General features: G+C 72.8%; 2 protein-coding genes. Both read right to left on the bottom strand.

All coding sequences use genetic code 11. The features are described from left to right. Positions 1-36 precede the first annotated feature (36 nt). The gene (locus ACQHII_RS40260) at positions 37-240 is read right to left on the bottom strand and encodes an MbtH family protein (protein WP_403658450.1); all 204 of its coding nucleotides are present in this window, start codon (positions 238-240) and stop codon (positions 37-39) included. A gap of 50 nt (positions 241-290) precedes the next feature. After that, a complete protein-coding gene (locus tag ACQHII_RS40255) occupies positions 291-22,202 on the bottom strand; it encodes a non-ribosomal peptide synthase/polyketide synthase (protein WP_427923869.1) in 21,912 nt (7,303 codons plus the stop codon).

Genomic DNA, 22,202 nt, shown 5'->3' with positions numbered 1-22,202 from the left:
GAGTTCATCACTCGGACCGGCCCCCCTTTCGTGTGCTCAGGCCCCGTCGACCAGGCTCTTGGGCCGCATGTCCGTCCAGTTGGCCTCGATGTGGTCCAGGCACTCCTGCCGGGCGGCGGGTCCGTGCGCGACCGTCCAGCCGGCCGGTACGTCCACGAAGTCGGGCCACAGGCTGTACTGGCCCTCGTCGTTGACGAGGACGGAGTAGACGCCTTCGGGGTTCTCGAACGGGTTGCTCATGTCGGGGATTCCTTGCCTCTCGTGCGTTGTGGTGGGTAAGTGCGCTTCGGTCAGGGCTTGTTCAGGGCATCCCCCCGTCGTACGACGGCCTCCAGTGCCCGGAACCAGGTGCGGGCCAGGTCCTGGACCCGTTCCTCGGTGAGGAGTTCGGCCGCGTAGGCCCAGTGGGCGCTGAGCTGCGGGCCCTCGGGACGGTTCTCGGTGATGGCGTTGAGGGTCAGGGCGTGGGACATCGGCTGGCCGGGGTCGGCGTCGAGGTCGGCCGCGTCGTCCTCGGGGGCGTAGGACCAGTCGGCCGCCGCCGGACGGTCGAAGCGGCCCATGTAGTTGAACTCGATCTGCGGCTCGGCGAGTTGGGCTAGGAGCGGCCCGGTGCCGGGGTTGAGATGACGCAGCAGTCCGTGTCCGATACCGGCCGCGGGCAGCGCGGTGAGGTGGGCGCGGACGCGGGCCAGGGCCGTGTCCAGCGCGGGCCCGCCCGTGAAGGCGTCCGCCAAGTCGGCCCGGCCCGGGTCGAGTCGTACGGGTACGACACTGGTGAACCAGCCGACCGTGCGGGACAGGTCTGCGTCGCCCGCGAGTTGCTCCTCGCGGCCGTGGCCCTCCAGGTCGACCAGGACGGGCCCGCCCGTGTGTTGCGCGCCGAGTGTCCGGGTCCGCCAGTCCCCGACCGCCAGCGCGAACGCGGTGAGCAGGACGTCGTTGACCGTGGCGCCGAAGGCGGCCGGGGCACGGCTCAGCAGCGGTTCGGTGAGGTCGGCGGGCAGGGTCAGGGAGAGGTAGCGGGTGGTGGCGACGGTGTCCCGGACCGGGTCGAGCGGACGGGCCAGCGGAAGACCGGCCCCCTCGGCGAGGGCGGAGGTCCACCACGGCAGTTCGTCCTCGGTGGCGGGATCGGTGGCGCGGGTCCCCAGGAGCCTGGACCAGCGGGCGAACGACAGCTCCACAGGGGCGAGTTCGGCCGTACGACCGCCTCGGACCGCTGCCCAGGCGGAGGCCAGGTCGGGCAGGAGCACGCGCCAGGAGACGCCGTCGATCACGAGATGGTGGACGAGGATCAGCAGCCGCCCGGGCTGTCCGGGTCCGGCGTCGAACCAGACGGCCCGCACCATCGCGCCGCTGTCGGGATCGAGCCCCGCCCGTGCCGTCTCGGCGTGCTGGGAAATGGCGGCGCGCAGTCCGGCCTCGTCCGTGCCGCGCACATCGGCCCGGGTGAGCCAGGTGCTGACGTCGGTGTCCTGGGCTGCGGGCACCCGCAGACTCCACTCCGGTGCCCGCACGAGCCGGGCTCGCAGCATGTCGTGCCGGTCGGCGAGTGCCTTGAGCACGGCCAGCAGGCCGGGTTCGGTGAGGTCGGCGGGGGTCTGGACGAGGGCCGCCTGGTGGTACGCGGCGATGGGGCCGCCGCGCTCCAGCAGACCGCGCATGATCGGGGTGAGCGGGACGGTGCCGGTGCCGTCGTCGTGGACGGCGTGCCGTTCGCCGGTGCCGAGCGGGACGGCAACTGCCGCGAGGGCGGCCACGGTTCGGTGCTGGAAGACCTGGCGCGGGGTGACCCGCAGGCCGCCGGCCCGGGCACGGGCGACGAGTTGCATGGCGACGATGCTGTCGCCGCCGAAGGTGAAGAAGTCGTCGTCCGTGCCGACCGCCTCGGCGGGCAGCCCGAGGGCGTCCGCGAACAGGTCGCGCAGGGTGCGCTCGGCGTCGTTCTCGGGGGCCCGGCCGCCGCCCGTCGCGGTGAAGTCCGGGGCGGGCAGGGCGGATCGGTCGAGCTTGCCGTTGGACATCAGCGGCAGCCGGTCGAGGACGACCACGGCGGCCGGAACCATGTAGTCGGGCAGTACGGCGGCGGCATGGGCGCGCAGCGCGGCCCCGTCCGTGTCCTCGGCGACCGCGTAGGCGATCAACTGCCTGATGCCTGGCCGGTGTTCGCGGGCCACTACGACGGTCTGGGTGACGGCCGGGTGGGTGTCCAACGCGGCCTCGATCTCGGCGAGTTCGATGCGGAAGCCGCGGATCTTGACCTGGTCGTCGGTGCGGCCGGCGAACTCCAGCCGGCCGTCCTCGGTCCAGCGCGCCAGGTCGCCGGTGCGGTACATGCGCTCACCGGGCCGGGTGGCGAACGGGTCGGCGACGAAGCGTTCGGCGGTGAGGTCGGGGCGGTCGAGGTAACCGCGGGCCAGACCGGGTCCGGACAGGTACAACTCGCCGGTGACACCCGGCGGTACGGGGCGCAGGACGGTGTCGAGGACGTAGGCGCGGGACTCGTGGACGGGGCGTCCGACGACCGGGGTGGCGCTGTCGCGGACCCGGCCGACGAGCGCGTCGACGGTGGCCTCGGTGGGGCCGTACAGGTTGAACGCCTCGGTGTCCGGCAGCGCGGCGAGGCGGGTCCACAGCGACTCGGGCACGGCCTCGCCGCCGAAGCCGACGACCGCGAGCGGGCAGTCGCCCTCGGTGCCGATCAGTCCGCTGTCGGCCATCTGCCCGAGCAGCGACGGGGTGACCTCGATGAAGTCGATGCCCCGGCCGCGGATGAACTCGGCGAGGAGTTCGGGGTCGCGGCGGGTCTCGTCGTCGGCGATGTGCAGGGCGTGCCCGTCCAGCAGCCACAACTGCGGCTGCCAGGAGGCGTCGAAGGAGAACGACCAGGCGTGGCCGACCCGCAGGCGGCGCAGTCCGGTGCGCTCCCTGGCCACCCGGTGCAGGTCGTGGCGGTGGCTGTGGAAGAGGTTGGCGATGCCTCGCTGGGTGACGACGACGCCCTTGGGGCGGCCGGTGGAACCGGATGTGTAGATGACGTAGGCGGGGTGGTCGGGGCCGGGGGCGACGGGTTCCGCCTGCGGCAGTCCGTCGACCGGGGCGTCAAGTCGCAAGACCGGTACGGCGGTTGGGGGCAGCGTGGCGGCGGTCTCGCCCGTGGCCAGGATCAGCACGGGGCGGGCGTCGTCGAGCATGCCGGTCAGTCGGGAGGCGGGAAGGTCGGGGTCGAGGGGCAGATAGGCGGCGCCCGCCTTCATCACGGCGAGGATCGCGGCGATGTGGTCGACGGTGCGGGGCAGCGCGAGGGCCACGATCCGCTCGGGTCCGGCGCCGTGTCCGGCGAGGGTGCGCGCCAACTGGTCGGTACGGAAGTCGAGTTCGGCGAACGTCCAGGTCGTACGACCGTCCGTGACGGCGATGGCGTCCGGTCCCGCGGCGGCCTGCGCGGCGAACAACTCGGGGACCGTGCCGAGGCGTTCGGCCTCCGGGAGCGCGGTGTCGTTCCAGCTCTCCAGGACGGTGTGCAGGTCGGCGGGGCCGAGCAGGTCGAGGCGTCCGACGGGGCGCTGGGGGTCGGCCGCCATTCCGGCGAGGAGGGTGGTCAGAGCGTCCGAGATCCGTCGTACGACGGCCGGCTGGAACAGGTCCGGGCGGAACTCCGCGGTCAGCCGCAGCCGTTCGGCGGGCTCGACGGCCCACGCGAACGGATAGTGGGTGGAGTCCTCGTGATCGCGGACGCTGACGCGCGGACCGTGCCCCGACTCCTCCGCGTCGGCCACGGGGTACGACTCGAACACCACGAGGGTGTCGAAGAGTTCACCGAGTCCGGCGGCCCGCTGGATGTCGGCGAGACCGAGGTGCTGGTGGGCGATGAGGGCGGACTGCTCGTCCTGGAGTCGCGTGAGCAGGGCGGCCGTGCTCTCCTCCGGGCGGACGTTCACCCGCACCGGCACGGTGTTGATGAAGAGGCCGATCATCGACTCGGCACCGGCCAGTTCGGGCGAGCGCCCGGCGACGGTGGCCCCGAACACCACATCGGTGCGACCGGTGAGCCGGCCGAGCAGCACGCCCCAGGCGGCCTGGACAAGGGTGTTGACGGTGACGCCCCGGCGGCGCGCGAACGCCTCCAACTCCGCGGTGCGGTCCGGGTCCAACTCCACGGTGTGGGTGCTCGGTACGACGGCGGCACGGTCGGGATCGACCGGCGCGAGCCGGGTCGGCTCGGCCAGCCCGCCGAGGGCCCCGGCCCAGGCAGCGGTGGAAGCGGCCGGGTCCTGGGCGGCGAGCAGCCGCAGGTGTTCGCGGTAGGGGGCGGGCGCGGCCGGGGTACGGCCCTCGTAGCGCGCCCACAGTTCCGCGGTCAGCAGCGGCAACGACCAGCCGTCCAGCAGGAGGTGCTGGTGCGACAGCACGAGCCGGTGCCGGTCCGGACCGAGACGGGCCAGCAACAGCCTGAGCAGCGGCGGGTGTTCGGGATCGAAGCGGCGCCGCTCCTGCACGAGCAGCCGCTCCCACTCCCCCGGCTCGTCGCTCAGGTCGAGCTGCCGCCACGGCAGTACGGCCGTACGCGGTACGACGGCCACGGGCCGTCCGGAGGACAGGTGCCGGAAGCCGCTGCGCAGGTTCTCGTGGGCGTCGAGCACGGCCTGTGCGGCGGTGTGCAACCGGTCGGCGTCCAGGGGGCCTTCGAGGTCGTAGGAGACCTGGACGGTGTACACGTCCGGTCCGTCGTCGCCGGAGTCGAGGGCGTCGTGGAAGAGCAGGCCGGCCTGGAGCGGGGAGACGGGCAGGACCTCGGTTCCGGCGGGCAGCGCGGCGAGTTCGGCGCGCTCGTCGTCGGTGAGGTCGAGCAGCACGGTGTCGTCGGCGCGCTCGGCGGTGACCGTGGTCACGGTCACGGTGGCCAGCCCCGCCACCGACTTGTGGCGGAAGACGTCACGCGGGCTGAAGGTGAGCCCGGCGGCACGTGCGCGGGCGACCAGCTGCATGGCCACGATGCTGTCTCCGCCGAGGGAGAAGAAGTCGTCCTCCACACCGACGCGTTCGAGCCCGAGGACGTCCGCGACGAGCGCGCAGAGGGTCTCCTCCAGCGCTGTGCGCGGCCGGGTGTCGGTGACCTCGGCGGCGAAGTCGGGGGCGGGCAGGGCGCGGCGGTCCAGCTTGCCGTTGGGGGTGAGCGGGAGGGCTTCGAGGGTGACAACGGCGGCCGGGACCATGTGGTCGGGCAGCGAACGGGCGGTGTGAGCACGGAGTTCGGCGGATTCGGCGGGGGCGCCGGCCGGTACCACGTACGCCACGAGCCGCTCGTCCCGTACGAGGACGGTGGCGTGCGCGACGCTCGGGTGAGCGGCCAACACGCTCTCGATCTCGCCGAGTTCGATCCGGAAGCCGCGCAGCTTGACCTGGTCGTCCGCGCGCCCGAGGTACTCCAGCTCCCCGTCCCTGGTCCAGCGGGCCAGGTCTCCGGTGCGGTACATGCGGGCGCCGGGCACGGTGGCGTGGGGGTCGGCGACGAAGCGCTCGGCGGTCAGGGCGGAGCGACCCAGGTAGCCGCGCGCCAACTGGACCCCCGCCAGGTACAGTTCGCCGGCCACGCCCGGCGGTACCGGGCTCAGGGCGGCGTCGAGGACGTAGGTGCGGGTGTTCCAGACCGGGCGGCCGATCGGCACGCCTTGTGCCTCCGGTCCGATCTCCGCGGCCGTCACGTCGACCGAGGCCTCGGTCGGTCCGTAGAGGTTGTGCAGACGTGCGCTCGGCAGAACCTGGTGGAAGCGGGTGGCCAGCGGGACGGGCAACGCCTCGCCGCTGCACATGACTTGGCGCAGACCCGTGCACTCGGCCGCGCTGGGTTCGGCGAGGAAGGCGCGCAGCATCGACGGTACGAAGTGGGCCGTGGTGATGTGCTGACGCTTGATCAGTTCGGCGAGGTAGACGGGGTCCTGGTGGCCTTCCGGGCGGGCCACGACGAGAGTGGCGCCGGTGATCAGGGGCCAGAAGAACTCCCACACCGAGACGTCGAATCCGGCCGGGGTCTTCTGGAGGACGCGGTCGTCGGCGTCGAGGCGGTAGGTGTCCTGCATCCACAACAGGCGGTTGGTGATGCCCTGGTGGGGGACGGTGACGCCCTTGGGGCGGCCGGTGGAGCCGGAGGTGTAGATGACGTAGGCGGGGTGGCGGGGGTCGTGGGCGGTGGGCAGGGGTGCATGTGCCGGGTGGTCGGGGGCGCCGTCCGTGTCGACCGTGAGGGTCGGCACGTCGGTGTCAGGGAAGGCCACGCCCTCGGCCGTGACCAGGCAGACCGGGCGGGCGTCGGCGAGCGTGTAGGCGAGCCGGTCGGCCGGGTAGCCGGTGTCGAGGGGCAGATAGGCGGCGCCCGCGCGATGGGCCGCGAGCAGGGCGACCACGAGGGCGAGGGAGCGCGGCAGGGCGACGGCGACGACGGCCTCCGCCCGTGCGCCGTGCGCGGCGAGGGTGTGGGCCAACTTCTCCACGCGCAGGTCGAGTTCGGCGTAGGTGAGGGCGGTGCCCTCGAAGACGACGGCCGTGGCCTCGGGGGTGCGGGCGACCTGGCAGCGGAACAGTTCGGGCAGGGTGAGGTCGGGGACGGTCCGGGTGGTGGCGTTCCAGTCGGTGAGGACGAGGGCGCGTTCGTCGTCGCGGAGGACGTCGAGGGTGGTGAGGCGTCGGTCCGGGTCGGTGGCGACCTGCGCGAGCAGTGACTCCAGCCGTCGGGCGAGGAGTTGGGCGGTCGACTCGTCGAAGAGGTCGGCGCTGTACTCGATCCAGCACCGCATGCCCTTCTCGCCCTGCTCGACGAAGTCGAAACTGAGGTCGAACTTGGCGCCCTGCTGGCCGAGTTCCTCGCGGCGGGCGGTGAGACCGGGCAGGGCGGGGGTGGCGCCCTCGTCGTCGAGGTGGACGACCATCACCTGGAACAGCGGGTGGCGGGCCAGTGAGCGGGCCGGGTTGACCGCCTCGACCAGGCGCTCGAAGGGCAGGTCCTGGTGCTCGTAGGCGGCGAGGTCGGTGTCCCGGACGCGGGCGAGCAGGTCGGCGAAGGTGGGGTCGCCGGACAGGTCGGTGCGCAGGACAAGGGTGTTGACGAAGAACCCGATCAGGTCTTCCAGGTTCTCGTCGGCCCGTCCGGAGATCGGAGCACCGAGCGGGATGTCGTCCCCGGCGCCGAGGCGGTGCAGCAGCGCGGCGACGGCGGCCTGGGTGACCATGAACATACTGACGCCGTGGCGACGGGCCAACGCGCGGAGCTGTCGCGTCTGTTGGGCTTCGAGGGTCAGCCCGACCGCACCGCCCCGGTGGCTGCTCTCCAGCGGGCGGGGGCGATCGGTGGGCAGTGCGAGCTCGTCCGGCAGGCCCGCCAATGCCGACTGCCAGTAGGCGAGTTGGCGTGACTGACGGCTGTCCGGGGCGTCGGGGTCGCCGAGCGCCTCGCGGTGCCAGAGGGCGTAGTCGGCGTACTGCACGGGCAGCAGGGTCCACGCCGGTGCGTGCCCCTCGCGGCGGGCCGCGTAGGCGGTGGCCAGGTCCCGCCACAGCGGCCCGTCGGACCACTGGTCGCCGGCGATGTGGTGCAGCACCAGCAGCAGGACGTGCTGGTCCTCGGCCAGCTCGAACACGTGGGCGCGCAGCGGGAGTTCACGGTCGATGTCGAAGCCGCGCGCGGCTGCGTCGGCGAGTCGGTCGGGCAGTTCGGTCTCGGTCGCCCGGCTGTGGTGCAGCGGTACCGGGGCCTGGTCCAGCACGACCTGGTGGGGGCGGCCGTCCCGCTCGGGGAAGACCGTGCGCAGGCTCTCGTGCCGTAGGGCCACGTCGTCCAGGGCGGCGGCCAGCGCGTCCCGGTCGAGCGCGCCGGTCAGGCGCCAGGCGGCCGGGATGTTGTACGTGGCACCAGGGCCCTCGATGCGGTGCAGCAGCCAGAGGCGCTGCTGGGCGTAGGAGAGCGGGAGTTCGTCGGGGCGGTCGGCGGGGACGAGGGCGGGCAGGCCGCCGGCCCGGTCGTCGAGACGGGCCGCGAGCTGTGCGGGGGTCGAGGCCTCGAAGACGGTACGGACGGTGAGGTCGGCGCCAAGTGCCGTGCGGACGCGACTTACCAGGCGCATGGCGAGCAGGGAGTGGCCGCCGAGGGTGAAGAAGTCGTCGTCGGCGCATACGCGTTCGAGGCCGAGGACGTCGCCGAAGAGTCCGGCGAGAATCTCCTCGCGCGGGCCGCGGGGCGGGGCACCCGCGTCCGTGCCTACGGCGGTCGTGAAGTCGGGGGCGGGCAGAGCGGCTCGGTCGAGCTTGCCGTTGGGGGTCAGCGGCAGCGCGTCGAGCGTGACGAAGGCGGCGGGGACCATGTGGGCGGGGAGCGCGGTGGACACATGGGCCCGCAGAACCGACGCCTCGACGGGTCCGGCCGGGACGACGTACGCGACAAGGGTCTGCTCCCGGACCACCACGACCGCGTGCGCGACGGACGGGTGCGTGGTCAACACGCCCTCGATCTCGCCGGGTTCGACACGGAAGCCGCGCACCTTCACCTGGTCGTCGGTGCGACCCAGGTACTCGACCGTCCCGTCCGTGTTCCAGCGGGCCAGGTCGCCGGTGCGGTACATCCGGGTGCCGGGCTCGGTGGCGTACGGGTCGGCGACGAAGCGCTCGGCGGTCAGGCCGGGCCGGTCGAGGTAGCCGCGCGCGAGTTGGACGCCCGCGAGGTACAGCTCGCCCGGGACGCCGGGCGGGACGGGGCGCAGGCCGGCGTCGAGGACGTAGGTGCGGGTGTTCCACACCGGGCGGCCGATCGGCACGTTCCGCGCGTCCGGGCCGACCTCGACGGCCGTCACGTCGACCGAGGCCTCGGTGGGGCCGTAGAGGTTGTGGAGTTCGGTGGTGGTCAGGATGTCGTGGAAGCGGTGGGTGAGCGCGACGGGCAGGGCCTCGCCGCTGCACATGACACGGCGCAGGCCGGTGCAGTCGGCCGTGGCGGGTTCCTCCAGGAAGAGCTGGAGCATGGAGGGCACGAAGTGGGCCGTGGTGACACCTTGTTCGCGGATCAGCCGGGCCAGGTAGGCCGGGTCGCGGTGGCCCTCGGGGCGGGCGACGACCAGGGTGGCGCCGGTGATCAGCGGCCAGAAGAACTCCCACACCGACACGTCGAAGCTGGACGGCGTCTTCTGCAACACCCGGTCGGCGGCGGTGAGTTCGTACGCGTCCTGCATCCACAGCAGCCGGTTGGCGATGCCCTCGTGCGGGACGACGACACCCTTGGGGCGGCCGGTGGAGCCGGAGGTGTAGATGACGTACGCCGGGCTCGACGGGTCGTAGGACGTGGGGAGTTGGGCCTCGGGGCCGGTCGGCAGGGTGTCGCGGATGACGTACACCGGGCGGGCGTCCTCGACCATGAGGGCGAGTCGGTCCTCCGGGTAGTCGGGGTCGAGCGGGAGGTAGGCGGCTCCGGCGCGGTGGACGGCGAGCAGGGCGACGACGAGGTCGAGTGAGCGCGGGAGGGCTACGGCCACGGTCTCCTCGGGGCCCGCGCCGAGCGCGGTCAACACCCTTGACGTGCGCTCGACTCGGGCGTCGAGTTCCGCGTACGTCAGCCGCTGTCCCTCGAAGACGAGGGCCGTGGCGTCGGGGGTGCGGGCCACCTGGGCGCGGAAGAGTTCCGGGAGGGTGGTGGCCGGCACGGGGTGCTCGGTGGCGTTCCACTCCCCCAGGACCAGAGCGCGTTCGGTGTCGTCCAGGAGGTCGAAGTCCTTTACCGCGCGGTCGGGTTCGGCCGCCGCGCGATCGAGGAGGCGGGCCATACGGGCGGCGATGCGCTCCGCGGTCGACTCGTCGAAGAGGTCGGTCGCGTACTCCAGGAGCAGGACCACCCGGTCGCGGCCGGTCTCGTCGACGAACGTGAAGTGGAGGTCGAACTTGGCCATGCCGGTGTCCATGTCGAACCACTCGGTCGCGAGGCCGAGCACGTCCGGGTCGCCGTCGGGGCGGTGGTGGTAGCCGAGCATGACCTGGAAGAGCGGGTTGCGGCCCGCCACGCGCGGCGGGTTGAGGGCCTCCACCACCCGGTCGAAGGGCAGGTCCTGGTACTCGAAGGCCGCGAGCGACGACTCCCTTACCCGGCCCAGGAGTTCGCGGAAGGTCAGCTCGTCGCCGGACACATCGGTGCGCAGCACCAGCGTGTTGACAAAGAAGCCCACCAGGTCGGCGAGGGCCTCGTCGGTGCGGCCGGCGATGGGAGCGCCGAGCGGGATGTCGTCGCCCGCGCCGAGCCGGTTGAGCAGGGCGGCGGTGGCGGCCTGGAACAGCATGAACATGCTGGTGCCGGTGGCGGTCGTGAGGTCGCGCAGGGCGTGGCCGGTGGCGGTGGGCAGTTCGAGGCGGACCTTGCCGCCGTGTCCGGTCGGCTCGGTCGGGCGCGGTCGGTCGGCGGGCAGGGCGAGTTCGTCGGGCAGACCGCGCAAGGCGTCGGCCCAGTGGGCGAGTTGGGCCTCGCCGGTGCGGGCCAGGAGGTCGTCCTGCCAGAGCGTGTAGTCGGCGTACTGCACCGGCAGCGGCGCCCACGCCGGCTCCCGTCCCTCTCGGCGGGCCGCGTAGGCGGTGTCGAGATCGGCGAGGAAGGGGCGGTCGGACCACTCGTCGGTGGTGATGTGGTGCAGGACGACGGCCACCACACGCTCGTCCGGGCCGAGCCTGAACACCTCACAACGCAACGGGAGTTCGGTGGTGAGGTCGAAGGGGCGGCGCTGGGCGGACTCGATCAGCGCGGGCAGTTCGTCCTCGGCGCAGTCGACGACCGAGCAGACGGGGGCCGCCTCTTCGGCCGGGACGATCCGCTGGTACGGCTCTCCCTCGTGTGCCGGGAACACCGTCCGCAGCGCCTCGTGCCGGCCGGCGACGTCCCGCAGGGCGGCGGCCAGGGCCTCGGTGTCGAGGTCGCCGCGCAGTCGGAAGACCAGCGGGAAGTTGTAGGCGACGCCGCTGCCGGTGATCTCCTCGACGAGCAGCAGCCGTCGCTGGGCGGCCGACAGCGGGACGCGGTCGGGCCGCTCGGTGACCGGGGTGACCGCCGGACGGGCCGGGCTCGCCGCGTCCGCACGGCCCGCGAGCAGGGCGGGAGTCGGGGCCTCGAAGAGGTCGCGGATGGCGAGTTCGGCGCCGAGTTCGGTACGGGCGCGGCTGACCAGCCGGGTGGCGAGGAGTGAATGGCCGCCCAGGTCGAAGAAGTTGTCCTCGGCGCCGACCTCGGGCAGGCCCAGCACCTCGGCGAACAGGCGGCAGAGCACCTCTTCCTGCGGGGTGCGCGGGCCGCGTCCGCCGCCGAGGGCGACGGCCGGTTCGGCGTCGGGCAGGGCCCGGACATCGAGCTTGCCGTTGGCGTTCATGGGCAGGCCGTCGACAGTGACGAAGGCCGACGGGACCATGTAGTCGGGCAGTTCGCGGCCCAGGTCCTCACGCAGCCGACGTACGAGCGCGCTCGCCTCGCGGGCGGCGGTGGGGTCGTTGGCGTAGGGGTGGGTGCCGCCGCCGGGCTTGAACAGGCCGCCGGTCAGGCGGAGTTCGGACGCCTTCAGGAATACGGCGTCGTACGTACCCTGCCGCTCGGACCAGGTCGTCAGCACGCGGTATCCGGCCGCCGTGCCCAGCTCGTGCAGGTGCTCGGGGTCGACGCCCGTCCCGGTCGTACGGCCGTCGGGGATGCCGGTGAAGCGGAGGGCCTCGGGGCGTTCGCCGCGCGGGCGTTCACCAGCCACCCCCGTCGCCGACCAGTTGCCGTCCAGGAGTTCACCGATCGCCTCGGCCGACGACCAGTCGCCGCGCAGGAGTTCGCCGATGGTGTTGCCGGTGGCCCAGTCGACGGACGGGATGGCGTCCAGGTGTAGGTCCGGGTCGTCGGCGTAGAGGACGACGTCGTAGCGGTGCCGGGACAGTTCGTTGTGGTGCTCGGCTCGCTTGGTGCGCAGGTCGACGCCGTAGCCGAGGGTGGTGAAGTAGTCGGGGTCCACGAGGAGTTCCTTCTCCAGGCGCAGGCCGCGTTCCACCGCCCGCTCCAGGTCCGCCTCGGCGGTACCCCGGGCGCGCTGGATCTCGGTGTGGAAGGTGCCGGCGAGCCGCAGGTTGCGGACGTCGCCGACGAACAGGGCGCCACCGGGCGCGAGCAGGTCCATCAGGCCGTGTATGACGGTGCTGAGGTGGTCGATGCTCGGGAAGTACTGGATGACGGAGTTGATGACGATCGTGTCGAAGTAGCCGAACGGCAGGCCGCTCAGGTCCTCGGCGGGGCGGCAGCGGAGTTCGACCTTGGCGGCGAGGTCGGGGTCGCGCCGCACCTCCTCGCCTATCTTGCGGATGACGGGGGCGGCGAAGTCGGTCGCCCAGTAGGCCTCCGCCTCCGGGGCGAGGCGGGAGAGCAACAGGCCTGATCCGACGCCGACTTCGAGGATGCGGCGGGGCTTGAGGGCACCGATGCGGGCGAGGGTGGCCTCGCGCCACTCGTGCATCTCCTCGAAGGGGATGGGCCGGCCGTCGTAGGAGCTGTCCCAGCCGTCGTACTGCTCCGTGAAGACGGCGGTGCCGATCTCCTCGTACTCGTCGGAGTAGATCTCCTGCCACTCCCCCACCTGCGCGGCCTCGGCCGCGGTGCGCTCGGACGGGTCGGCGCCGGACGGCACGACGTAGCCCACGAGGCGTTCGTCGCGGACGACCACGGCGGCCTGGGAGACCAGCGGGTGGCGGCTGAGGGCGGTCTCGATCTCGCCGGGCTCGATGCGGTAGCCGCGGATCTTGACCTGGTCGTCGGTGCGGCCTAGGAAGTCGAGATTGCCGTCGGGGCCCCGGCGGACCAGGTCACCGGTGCGGTACATGCGCTCGCCGGGCTCGCCGAACGGGTCGGCGACGAAGCGCTCGGAGGTCAGCGCGGGCCGGTCCAAGTAGCCGCGGGCCAGGCCGATTCCGGAGATGTACAGCTCGCCGGGGACACCGTCCGGCACCGGGCGCAGCCAGGCGTCGAGGATGTGGGCGCGGGTGCCGCGGATGGGCTTGCCGACGGTGGGTGTGTCGCTGTCGAGGGTGCCGCCGCCGAGGGTGTTGATGGTGTACTCGGTCGGCCCGTAAAGGTTGTAGCCGTACGTGCCCTCGGTGTCGCGGAGTGCCGTCCACACGGTCTCGGGGACGGCCTCGCCGCCGAGGAGGACGAGCGGCGGGACGTGGCCTTCCAGCAGGCCCTGCTCGATCAACAGCCGCGCATACGTGGGCGTGACGTTGACGACGTCGACGCGGTGCCGCTCGCAGTAGGCGACCAGCGCCTCCGCGTCGCGCCTCAACTCCTCGTCGCAGACGTGGACTTCGTGGCCCTCGACCAGCCAGAGCAGTTCCTCCCACGACATGTCGAAGGCGAAGGACACGGTGTGCGCGATGCGCAGCCGTCGGCCGCCGGCCGAGGCGATGGCGGGCTCGAAGATCTCCTTCTGGTGGTTCAACTGCATGTTCGTCAAACCCCGGTAGGGGGTGACGACGCCCTTGGGGCGGCCGGTCGAGCCGGAGGTGTAGATGACGTAGGCGGGGTGTTCGAGGCTGAAGCGGCGGCGGACAGGGGTGTCCGGTTGATCGGCCAACTCCCCCTTGACTGAGGGGTCGTCGAGCAGGACGCGCGCCATCTCGCCGTCCAGCGTGGCCGATACGGCCGTGGTGCTGAGCAGGAGGAGCGGGCGGGCGTCGGCCAGCATCAGGGAGAGGCGGTCGGCCGGGTGGTCCAACTCCAGGGGCAGGTAGGCCGCTCCGGTGCGCAGGACCGCGAAGAGGGCGACCACCATGTCGAGGGAGCGCGGGAGGCCGAGGGCGACGACCTGCTCGGGGCCCGCGCCCCGGTCGATCAGCAGCCGGGCCATCCGGTTGACGGCCGCGTCGAGTTCGGCGTACGTCATGCTGCGCTCGCCGAAGACCAGGGCCCGCTCGTCCGGGGTGCGTTCGGCCTGTGCGGCCAGCAGGTCGGCGATGGTGTCCTCGGGGTCGGGGACACGGCTGGCCGCCGACTCCCGTCGTAGCGCCTCGACTTCGGCGGGAAGGAGGGCGTCGAGGGAGCCGACCGGTGCCGTGAGGTCGGCGGTGAGGCGGTCGACGAGCAGCGCGAAGCGGTCGAGGAGCGCTTGCGCCTGGGCAGTTGGGACGAGGTCGGGGCGGTGGGTGAGCGTGACGGCGATCTCGCGGCCGGGGGTGATGACGAGGTTGGCCGGGTAGTGCGTGGCGTCGACGTTGGCGACGGCCGTGGCACCGTGCCGGGTCTTGAGGTCGGCGAGCCGTTCCTGGGTGTCGTTGTTGCGCAGCACGAACAGCGTGTCGAAGAGCTTGCGGTGGCCGGTCTCGGCCTGGAGGACACCGAGGCTGAGGTGCTCGTACGGCATCAGGTCGAGGCGTTCGCCCTGGACTCGGCGGAGCAGGTCGAGGACCGGTTCGGCGGGATCGAGGGCGATACGGGTCGGGACGGTGTTGAGGAACAGCCCGATGATGTTGCCGACGTCCGGGACCTCGCTGGGGCGCCCCGCGACGGTGGTGCCGAACACGACGTCGGCGCGGCCGGTCGCGGAGGCGAGGGTGAGTCCCCAGGCCGCGTTGAGGATCGTGTTGAGGGTCAGACCGTGGGCCGGGGCCAACTCTCGGAGCCGGTCGCCGAGTTCGGCGGGCAAGCGGGCATCGAGCTGGTCGGGGATGACCGGTTCGAGGCCGTCGGCGGCGGTGGGCGCGAGGAGGGTCGGCTCGTCGAGACCGGCCAGCGCGGTGCGCCAGGCGGCCGTGGCGACCGAGTCGTCCTGCTCCTCCAGCCAGGTCAGGTAGTCGCGGTAACTGCCCGGCGTGGGCAGGGCGTCGGCGTCGCCGCCCGTCTCGTAGAGCGCGAACAGCTCGTCGAGGAACAGCCAGGCCGACCAGCCGTCCCAGAGGATCAGATGACGGCCGATGACGAGCCGGTCGCCGCGCTCCGCGCCGAGGCGGAGCAGGAGGAGTCGGAAGAGCGGGGGCGCCGAAAGGTCGAAGCGGCGGTTGCGCTCGGCGTCCGTCAACTCCCTGAGGAGTACGTCCTGTTCTGCTGCCGGGAGGAGGGAGAGGTCCACCTCTTCGAGGGGGATCTCCGGGTCCTCGACGATGAACTGCACCGGCTGGTCGAGGCCGTCGCTGGTGAAGCCCGCGCGCAGGCCCGGGTTGCGGTCGAGGAGCGTGCGGACGGCGGCGCGCAGCCGGGTGGTGTCGAGCCGGGTGGCGAAGTCGAAGGTCTCGTGGACGGTGTAGACGTCCAACGCGCCCTCGTCGTACGCCGAGTGGAAGAACAGGCCTTCCTGGAGAGGGGCCAGCGGCCAGACGTCGGCGACCTCGGCCGGGGCTGCCACAGCGCGGACACGGGCCTGTTCGGCGGCGGTGAGGGTGAATGCCTCAACACGGTTGGTGGCTACTGCCGTTGCGGTGCCGGCCGCCAGTGCGAGGGCGGCCGGCGTGCGGTGGGTGAACACGTCACGCGGGCTCAGGTCCAGGCCCGCCGCGCGAGCGCGGCTCGCGACGCCGATGGAGCTGATGCTGTCGCCGCCGAGGCGGAAGAAGTCGTCGTCGGGGCCCGCGTCCTCGATGCCGAGGACGGCCGCGAAGATCTCGGTGAGCTGACGCTCCAACGGCCCTGCGGGCAGACGGCGTTCGGCGCGCTCGGCCTCGGGGGCGGGCAGCGCGGCCTGGTCGAGCTTGCCGCTGGGGGTGAGCGGGAGGTCGGCCAGGACGACGTACGCCTCAGGCACCAGGGGCGCGGGCAGCGCGTCGGCGAGGGCGGCGCGCAGGGCGGCGGGGTCCACGTCCGCCCCGGCCGCCGCGACCGCGTAGGCGATGAGCCGCTGGTCACGGATGACGACCGCGCCTCGGGCCACAGCCGGGATGCGGGTCAACTCGGCCTCGATCTCGCCGAGTTCGACGCGGTTGCCGCGCAGTTTGACCTGGCGGTCGGTGCGGCCGAGGTAGTCGATCGTGCCGTCGGGCCGGCGGCGTACGAGGTCTCCGGTGCGGTACATACGGGCGCCGGGCTCGGTGGCGTAGGGGTCCGCGACGAAGCGGTCCGCGGTGAGCGCGGGGCGCCGGTGGTAGCCGCGGGCCAGCTGGACGCCTGTGAGGTACAGCTCGCCGGGGACACCGTCGGGGACCGGGCGCAGGCAGGAGTCGAGGACGCGCAGGCCGGTGTTCCACACGGGTCGGCCGATGGGCACGGTGGTGTCGGGCGAGCCGTCGTAGGGGTGGTACGTGACGTCGACGGCGGCCTCGGTGGGGCCGTAGAGGTTGTGCAGCGGGACGCCGGTCAGCTCGTGCCAGCGGTGGGACGCGGAACCGGAGAGGGCCTCGCCGCTGCTGAAGACTCGGCGCAGGCTGCTCGCCCACGCGGGGTCGGCGGTGACCTCGTCGGAGGCGAGGAAGGCCTCCAGCATCGACGGGACGAAGTGCATCGTGGTGATGCCCTCGGCCTGGATCAGGCGGGCCAGATAGGCGGGGTCGCGGTGCCCGTCCGGGGCGGCGAGGACGACGGCGGCGCCCTCGCGCAGCGCCCAGAAGAACTCCCAGACGCTCACGTCGAAGCTGGACGGCGTCTTCTGCAACACCCGGTCTTCGGCAGTGAGTTGGTAGGCGCCCTGCATCCAGGCCAGTCGGTTGCCGATGGCGCGGTGGGTGACGACGACGCCCTTGGGGCGGCCGGTGGAGCCGGAGGTGTAGATCAGGTAGGCGGGGTCGTCGGGGCGAGCGAGGTCCTCGGCTCCGCCGAACAGAGCTTCTTCGCCCTCCGCGTCCACCCGCAGCACGTCCAGGCCCTCGACCGAGGGAAGCCGGTCCGCGTCCCGTTCCGTCGTGACGACCGTGGTCGCGCCCGAGTCGGCCAGCATGTACGCGAGGCGCTCGGCCGGGTAGTCAAGGTCGAGGGGCAGATAGGCGGCCCCCGACTTCAGTACGCCGAGGAGCGCCACCATCAGCTCCGCCGAGCGGGGTACGGCGACGGCGACGAACCGCTCCCGGCCCGCGCCCCTGGCCCGCAGCCGGGCGGCCAACACCTCTGCCCGGGCGTCGAGTTCGGCGTAGGTGAGAGGGGTAGCGCCGTCGTACACGACAGCCGTCGCGTCCGGAGTTCTCGCGACCTGTGCGGCGAAGTCGGCGGCGAGGGTGGTGGCCGGGACCGGCCGGGTCTCCCCCGCCGGGTGGGCGGCGGCCAGCTCGTCCGGGGTGAGCAGGTCGAGGTCGGCGACGCGGGTGCCGGGGTCGTCGGCCAGTGCGTGCAGGACGAGGGTGAGCCGGTCGGCGAGGGACTGCACGGCGTCGGCGTCGAGGCGCCCGGCGTGGTGCTTGAGGCGCAGGTCGAGGCGGCGGCCGGGCTTGACGATGAGGGCGAGGGGGTAGTGCACGGCGTCGTGGAAGGCGTGTCCGGCCACGACGATCGTGCCGGTGGGGTCGGTGATGCCGGGGGCGCCCTCGCCGCCGGGGTAGTTCTCGAACACCACGAGGGTGTCGAAGAGTTCGCCGTCGCCCGCGTGGCCGGTGGCGCGCTGGATGTCGGCGAGACCGAGGTGCTGGTGATCGAGGAGCCCGCTCTGCTCGTCCTGGAGCCGGTCGAGGAGCCCGCCCAGGGTGTCTCCGGGGGCCCAACGCAGCCGGGTGGGCAGGGTGTTGATGAACAGGCCGATCATCGACTCGATGCCGTCGACGGCCGCGTCGCGTCCGGCGACGGTGGTGCCGAACAGGACGTCCTGGCGGCCCGTCATCCGGCCGACGAGCAGGCCCCAGGCGCCCTGGACGAGTGTGCCCAGGGTGACTCCGCGTTCGCGGGCGCGGGCGGTGAGCCGTGAGGTGATCCGCTCGGTCAACTCGACGCGGATCTGGGCGGGTTCGAGGGGGCCTGCGGGCGCGGGGGCCTCGACCAGGCGGGTGGGTTCGTCGACTCCGGCGAGCGCGGTGCGCCAGGCAGCGCGGGCCGCGTCGCGGTCGGCGCCGGCGATCCGGCGGAGGTAGCCGCGGTAGGGGGCGACTTCGGGGAGGGGGGTCGGGTTCTCGCCGTAGAGGGCGAGGAGTTCGCGGTGCAGGACGGGCAGGGACCAGCCGTCCGCGACGATGTGATGGAACGTCAGGACCAGTCGGCTGCGGTCCTCGCCGAAGCGGATGAGGGCGCAGCGGATCAGCGGCGGGTGCGCGAGGTCGAAGCGGTGGGCGCGTTCGTCGGCGGCGACGGCCTCGGCGAGGGCGTTGCGGACCGTGGGGTCGTCCTGCGCGGACAGGTCGACTTCGTGCCAGGGCAGTTCGAGGCCGGAGGCGATCAGCTGGACCGGGCGGCCGTCGGGCGTCTGGCGGAAGCAGGCGCGCAGCGGGGCGTGCCGGTCGACAAGTCGCTGTGCGGCCGTGCGCAGCAGGGTGCCGTCGACCGGGCCGGACAGTTCGACGACCTGCTGCACGACATAGGCGTCGTGTTCGGCGCCGTCCACGAGGGCGTGGAAGAAGAAGCCCTCCTGGAGCAAACCGAGCGGCAGCGCCTCTTGGACGGTGACGGGGAACTCGCCCTGGAGCGAGGCGAGTTCGTCCTCGCTCAGCGTCTGCCACGGGTCTTCTTCCATGAGATCGGCCGTGCCGGTGCGGGCGACCGTGGCGAGTTCGGCGACCGTGCGGTGGCGGAACACGTCTCGCGGGGTGAGTTCGAGGCCTGCCCGGCGGGCCAGGATGAGGAGTTGGACGGCGACGATGCTGTCACCGCCGAGCGCGAAGAAGTCGTCGTCCACGCCGACCGAGGGGACCTTGAGGGCCTTGGCGTAGAGGTCGCACAGGAGTTGTTCGCGCGGTGTCTCGGGCGTGCGGCTCGCGCTGAGTCGCCTTGTGAGGTCCGGGACCGGCAGTGCGGCGGCGTCGAGCTTGCCGCTGGGGGTGACGGGCAGCCGGTCCAGCGGGACGAAGGCGGCCGGGACCATGTAGTCGGGCAGGTACTCGGTGGCGTGCGTCCGCAGGGTCGACATCAGGGCGTTGACGTTGCGGAAGGGGGCGGGGCGGTTGGTGAGCGGGTGGCCGCTCCCGGGGCGGTACGGCGCCTGCGCCTCCGTGTCGAGGGCGAACACGGCGTCCAGGCTGCCGTCCTCGGCGTCCCCGTTCCAGGTGAGCGCCAGCTCGTAGCCGTGCCGGGCGGCGATCCCGTACAGGGTCTCGGGGTCCACACCGTACGGTCCGGCGGCCGGCCTGCTGCTGTCGGCGAGGGCGTCGAGCGCGGCGAGGTCGTCGGCGAGGCGGGAGTTGGGGATGCCGGTGACGCGCGAGCGGGGCGGACGGCCGGCGAGCAGTGCGTCCAGCGCCTGCACCGAACCGAGCGCGGGCCAGGGCGAGTCGGGGGTCTCCTCGGGCGCGTCCGACCGGGCGCGCAGCACAACGTCGTAGCGGTAGCGGGTGAGTTCGTTGTGGTGGGTGCCGCGCTTGACGCGGATGTCGGCGGTGAGGCCGTCGAGAGTGGTGAAGTAGTCGGGGTCTACGAGGAGTTCGCCCTCCCAGGCGACGGCCCGGTCCACGGCGGCGCGCAGGGCTTCCTTGTCGTCGTCGGCCTCCTCTCGTGCGCGTCCGCTTTCGACGGCGGCGCTCAGGGTGCGGAGCAGGCGCAGGTTGCGGACGTCGCCGACGAAGACCGCGCCGCCGGGGGCGAGCAGTTCGGCGGCGTTGCGGAGGACGTCGGTGAGGTAGTCGCCGCCGGGGAAGTACTGGATGACGGAGTTGACGACGATCGTGTCGAAGTGGCCCTCGGGCAGTCCGGCGAGGTCGTGCGCGGGGCGGGCCAACAGGGTGACGCGGTCGGCGAGTTCGGGGATCGCGGACACCTGGGCGTCCAGGGCGCGTACGGCCTCCTCGGACAGGTCGGTGCCCCAGTACTCGGCGCAGTCGGGGGCGAGCCGGGACAGCAGCAGGCCGGAGCCGACGCCGATCTCCAGGATGCGGCGGGGCCGCAGCTCGCGGATGCGGTCGAGGGTGGCCTCGCGCCACTCGCGCATGTCGGCGAGGGGGATGGGGAGGCCGTCGTACATGCTGTTCCAGCCCGCGAAGTTCTCCTCGAAACCGTCCGATCCGGCGGCGGAGTACAGGAGTTCGTGCAGGTCCTTCCAGTCGGCGACGCCCTCGTCGGGGGTCGCCTCGGCGTCCAGCGAGGGCACGACGTAGGCGGCGAGGCGGCGTTCGCCGGGGCGGTCCTCGCGGACGACCACGGCGGCCTGGTCGACGGCCGGGTGGGAGCGCAGGACGGACTCGATCTCGCCGGGCTCGATACGGAAGCCGCGGATCTTTACCTGGGTGTCTACGCGGCCGTGGAACTCCAGTCGGCCGTCGGTCTTCCAGCGCACCAAGTCGCCCGTGCGGTAGAGGCGTTCGCCGGGTGTGCCGAAGGGGTCGGCGACGAAGCGTTCGGCGGTGAGGGCGGGGCGGCCGAGGTAGCCGCGCGCGAGACCGTCGCCCGCGAGGTAGAGCTCTCCCGTGACCCCGGCGGGGACCGGGCGCAGCCGGTCGTCGAGGACGTAGGCGCGGGTGCCGGGGTCGGGGATGCCGATGGGCACGATGGTGCCGGCCGGGGTGTCGGGGTCGCAGAGGCCGAGGGTGGAGTTGGTGGTGGCCTCGGTCGGGCCATAGGCGTTGAACATCATCCGGCCGCGCGCGTAGCGGCCGACCAGCTCGGGCGAGACGCGTTCGGTTCCCGCCAGCAGGGTTGCTGTGGGCGGGAGTCGGACGTCCTCCGGCATGGCGGCGAGCAATGCCGGCGGGAGGATCATGAAGGTGATGCCGTGCTCGTCGGCGTAGTCCGCGAGGGGGGCGCCGGGGACGCGGCGGTCGGCGGGGACGACGACGAGACGGCCGCCGGAGAGCAGGCCGAGGCACAGGTCCCAGAAGGCGACGTCGAAGCTGGGCGAGGCGAACTGGAGGACCCGGCTGTGCGGGCCGATTCCGAATCGTTCCTGCTGGGTCGCGACCAGTTTCGCGACACCCGCGTGGGACAGGACGGTGCCCTTGGGGCGGCCGGTGGAGCCGGAGGTGTAGATGACGTAGGCGGCGTGCGCGGTGGTCAACTCGTCGGCGGTGGAGGGGCCTTGGGCGGGGTGGGCGGCCAGTTCGGCGACCGTTTCCGGGGCGTCCAGCACCAGCGGGTCGAGGCCCGGCGGGAGGTCGGGGGCGATCTCGGCGGTGGTGACGAGGCAGACCGGGCGGGCGTCGGCGAGCATGTACGCGATGCGGTCGGCCGGGTAGTCCGTGTCGACGGGCAGATAGGCGGCGCCCGCCTTCAGGACGGCGACCTCGGCCACGATCATGTCGGCGGAGCGCGGTACGGCGAGCGCGACGACCCGCTCGGGTCCGGCGCCCCTGGCCACCAGCGCGTGCGCCAACTGGGCTGCCCGGGCGTCGAGTTCGGCGTAGGTGAGGCGGACGTCCTCGTGGATGAGGGCGATCTCGTGCGGGCGGGATGCGACCTGGTCGGCGAACATACGCGGCCAGGTGAGCGCGGGCACGTCGTGCGCGGTGTTGTTCCAGCCGTGCAGGATGCGCTGCCGGTCGTCGGCGCCGAGGAGTTCGAGGTCGGCGACCGGGGCGCCCGGGCGGGCGAGGGCGTCGGCGAGGAGCGTGCCGTAGTGGCCGAGGATCAGGTCGACGGTCGCGGGCGCGAGGACGTCCGTGCGGTAGTCCGCCGACAGTTCCCCGTCGGTCACCGCGAGGGCCAGGTCCAGCGGGCCGCTCTCGTGCCAGGGGTCGGCGCCGAAGCCCGTGGCGCACAACAGGCCGCCGCCGCGGAAGGGTTCGGGTGCGAGGAGTCGTAGCAGATCGGCCGTCGGCAGGGGGTGGGCGGCGGCCTCCGCGCGTACGGCCTCGATCTGATCGCGGAGTTGAGCGAACGGGATGTCGCCGTCGATCGTGACGCGCAGCGGGAGGCCCTCGTGGGCGACCACCGTCTCGGTGGCCGTCGTGCCGCTGTAGCGGTGCAACAGGGCGGCGAAGGCGGCGAGTTGGGTGGCCGCGTCGGCCGTGGTGTCGAATGCGGCCGTGCGGCGCGCGCGGGACACCGGGCCGTCCTGGCGTGGCGGACGGGGGAAGTCCAGCGGCAGCGCCGTCTCCGGTACCGGTGACGCGAAGCGCCGTCGCCAGAACTCGTTCGTCGCCGTTGACCCTGCGGAAGAAAGCGTGTTGCCCGCCAC

The organism is Streptomyces sp. cg40, assembly GCF_050320165.1.
Classification (GTDB): Bacteria; Actinomycetota; Actinomycetes; order Streptomycetales; family Streptomycetaceae; genus Streptomyces; species Streptomyces hokutonensis.
This window is presented reverse-complemented; position numbering and strand designations above follow the sequence as displayed.

Coding starts and splice junctions, on each gene's coding strand:
- ACQHII_RS40260 (WP_403658450.1), bottom strand. CDS start 240: ATGAGCAACCCGTTCGAGAACCCCGAAGGCGTCTACTCCGTCCTCGTC.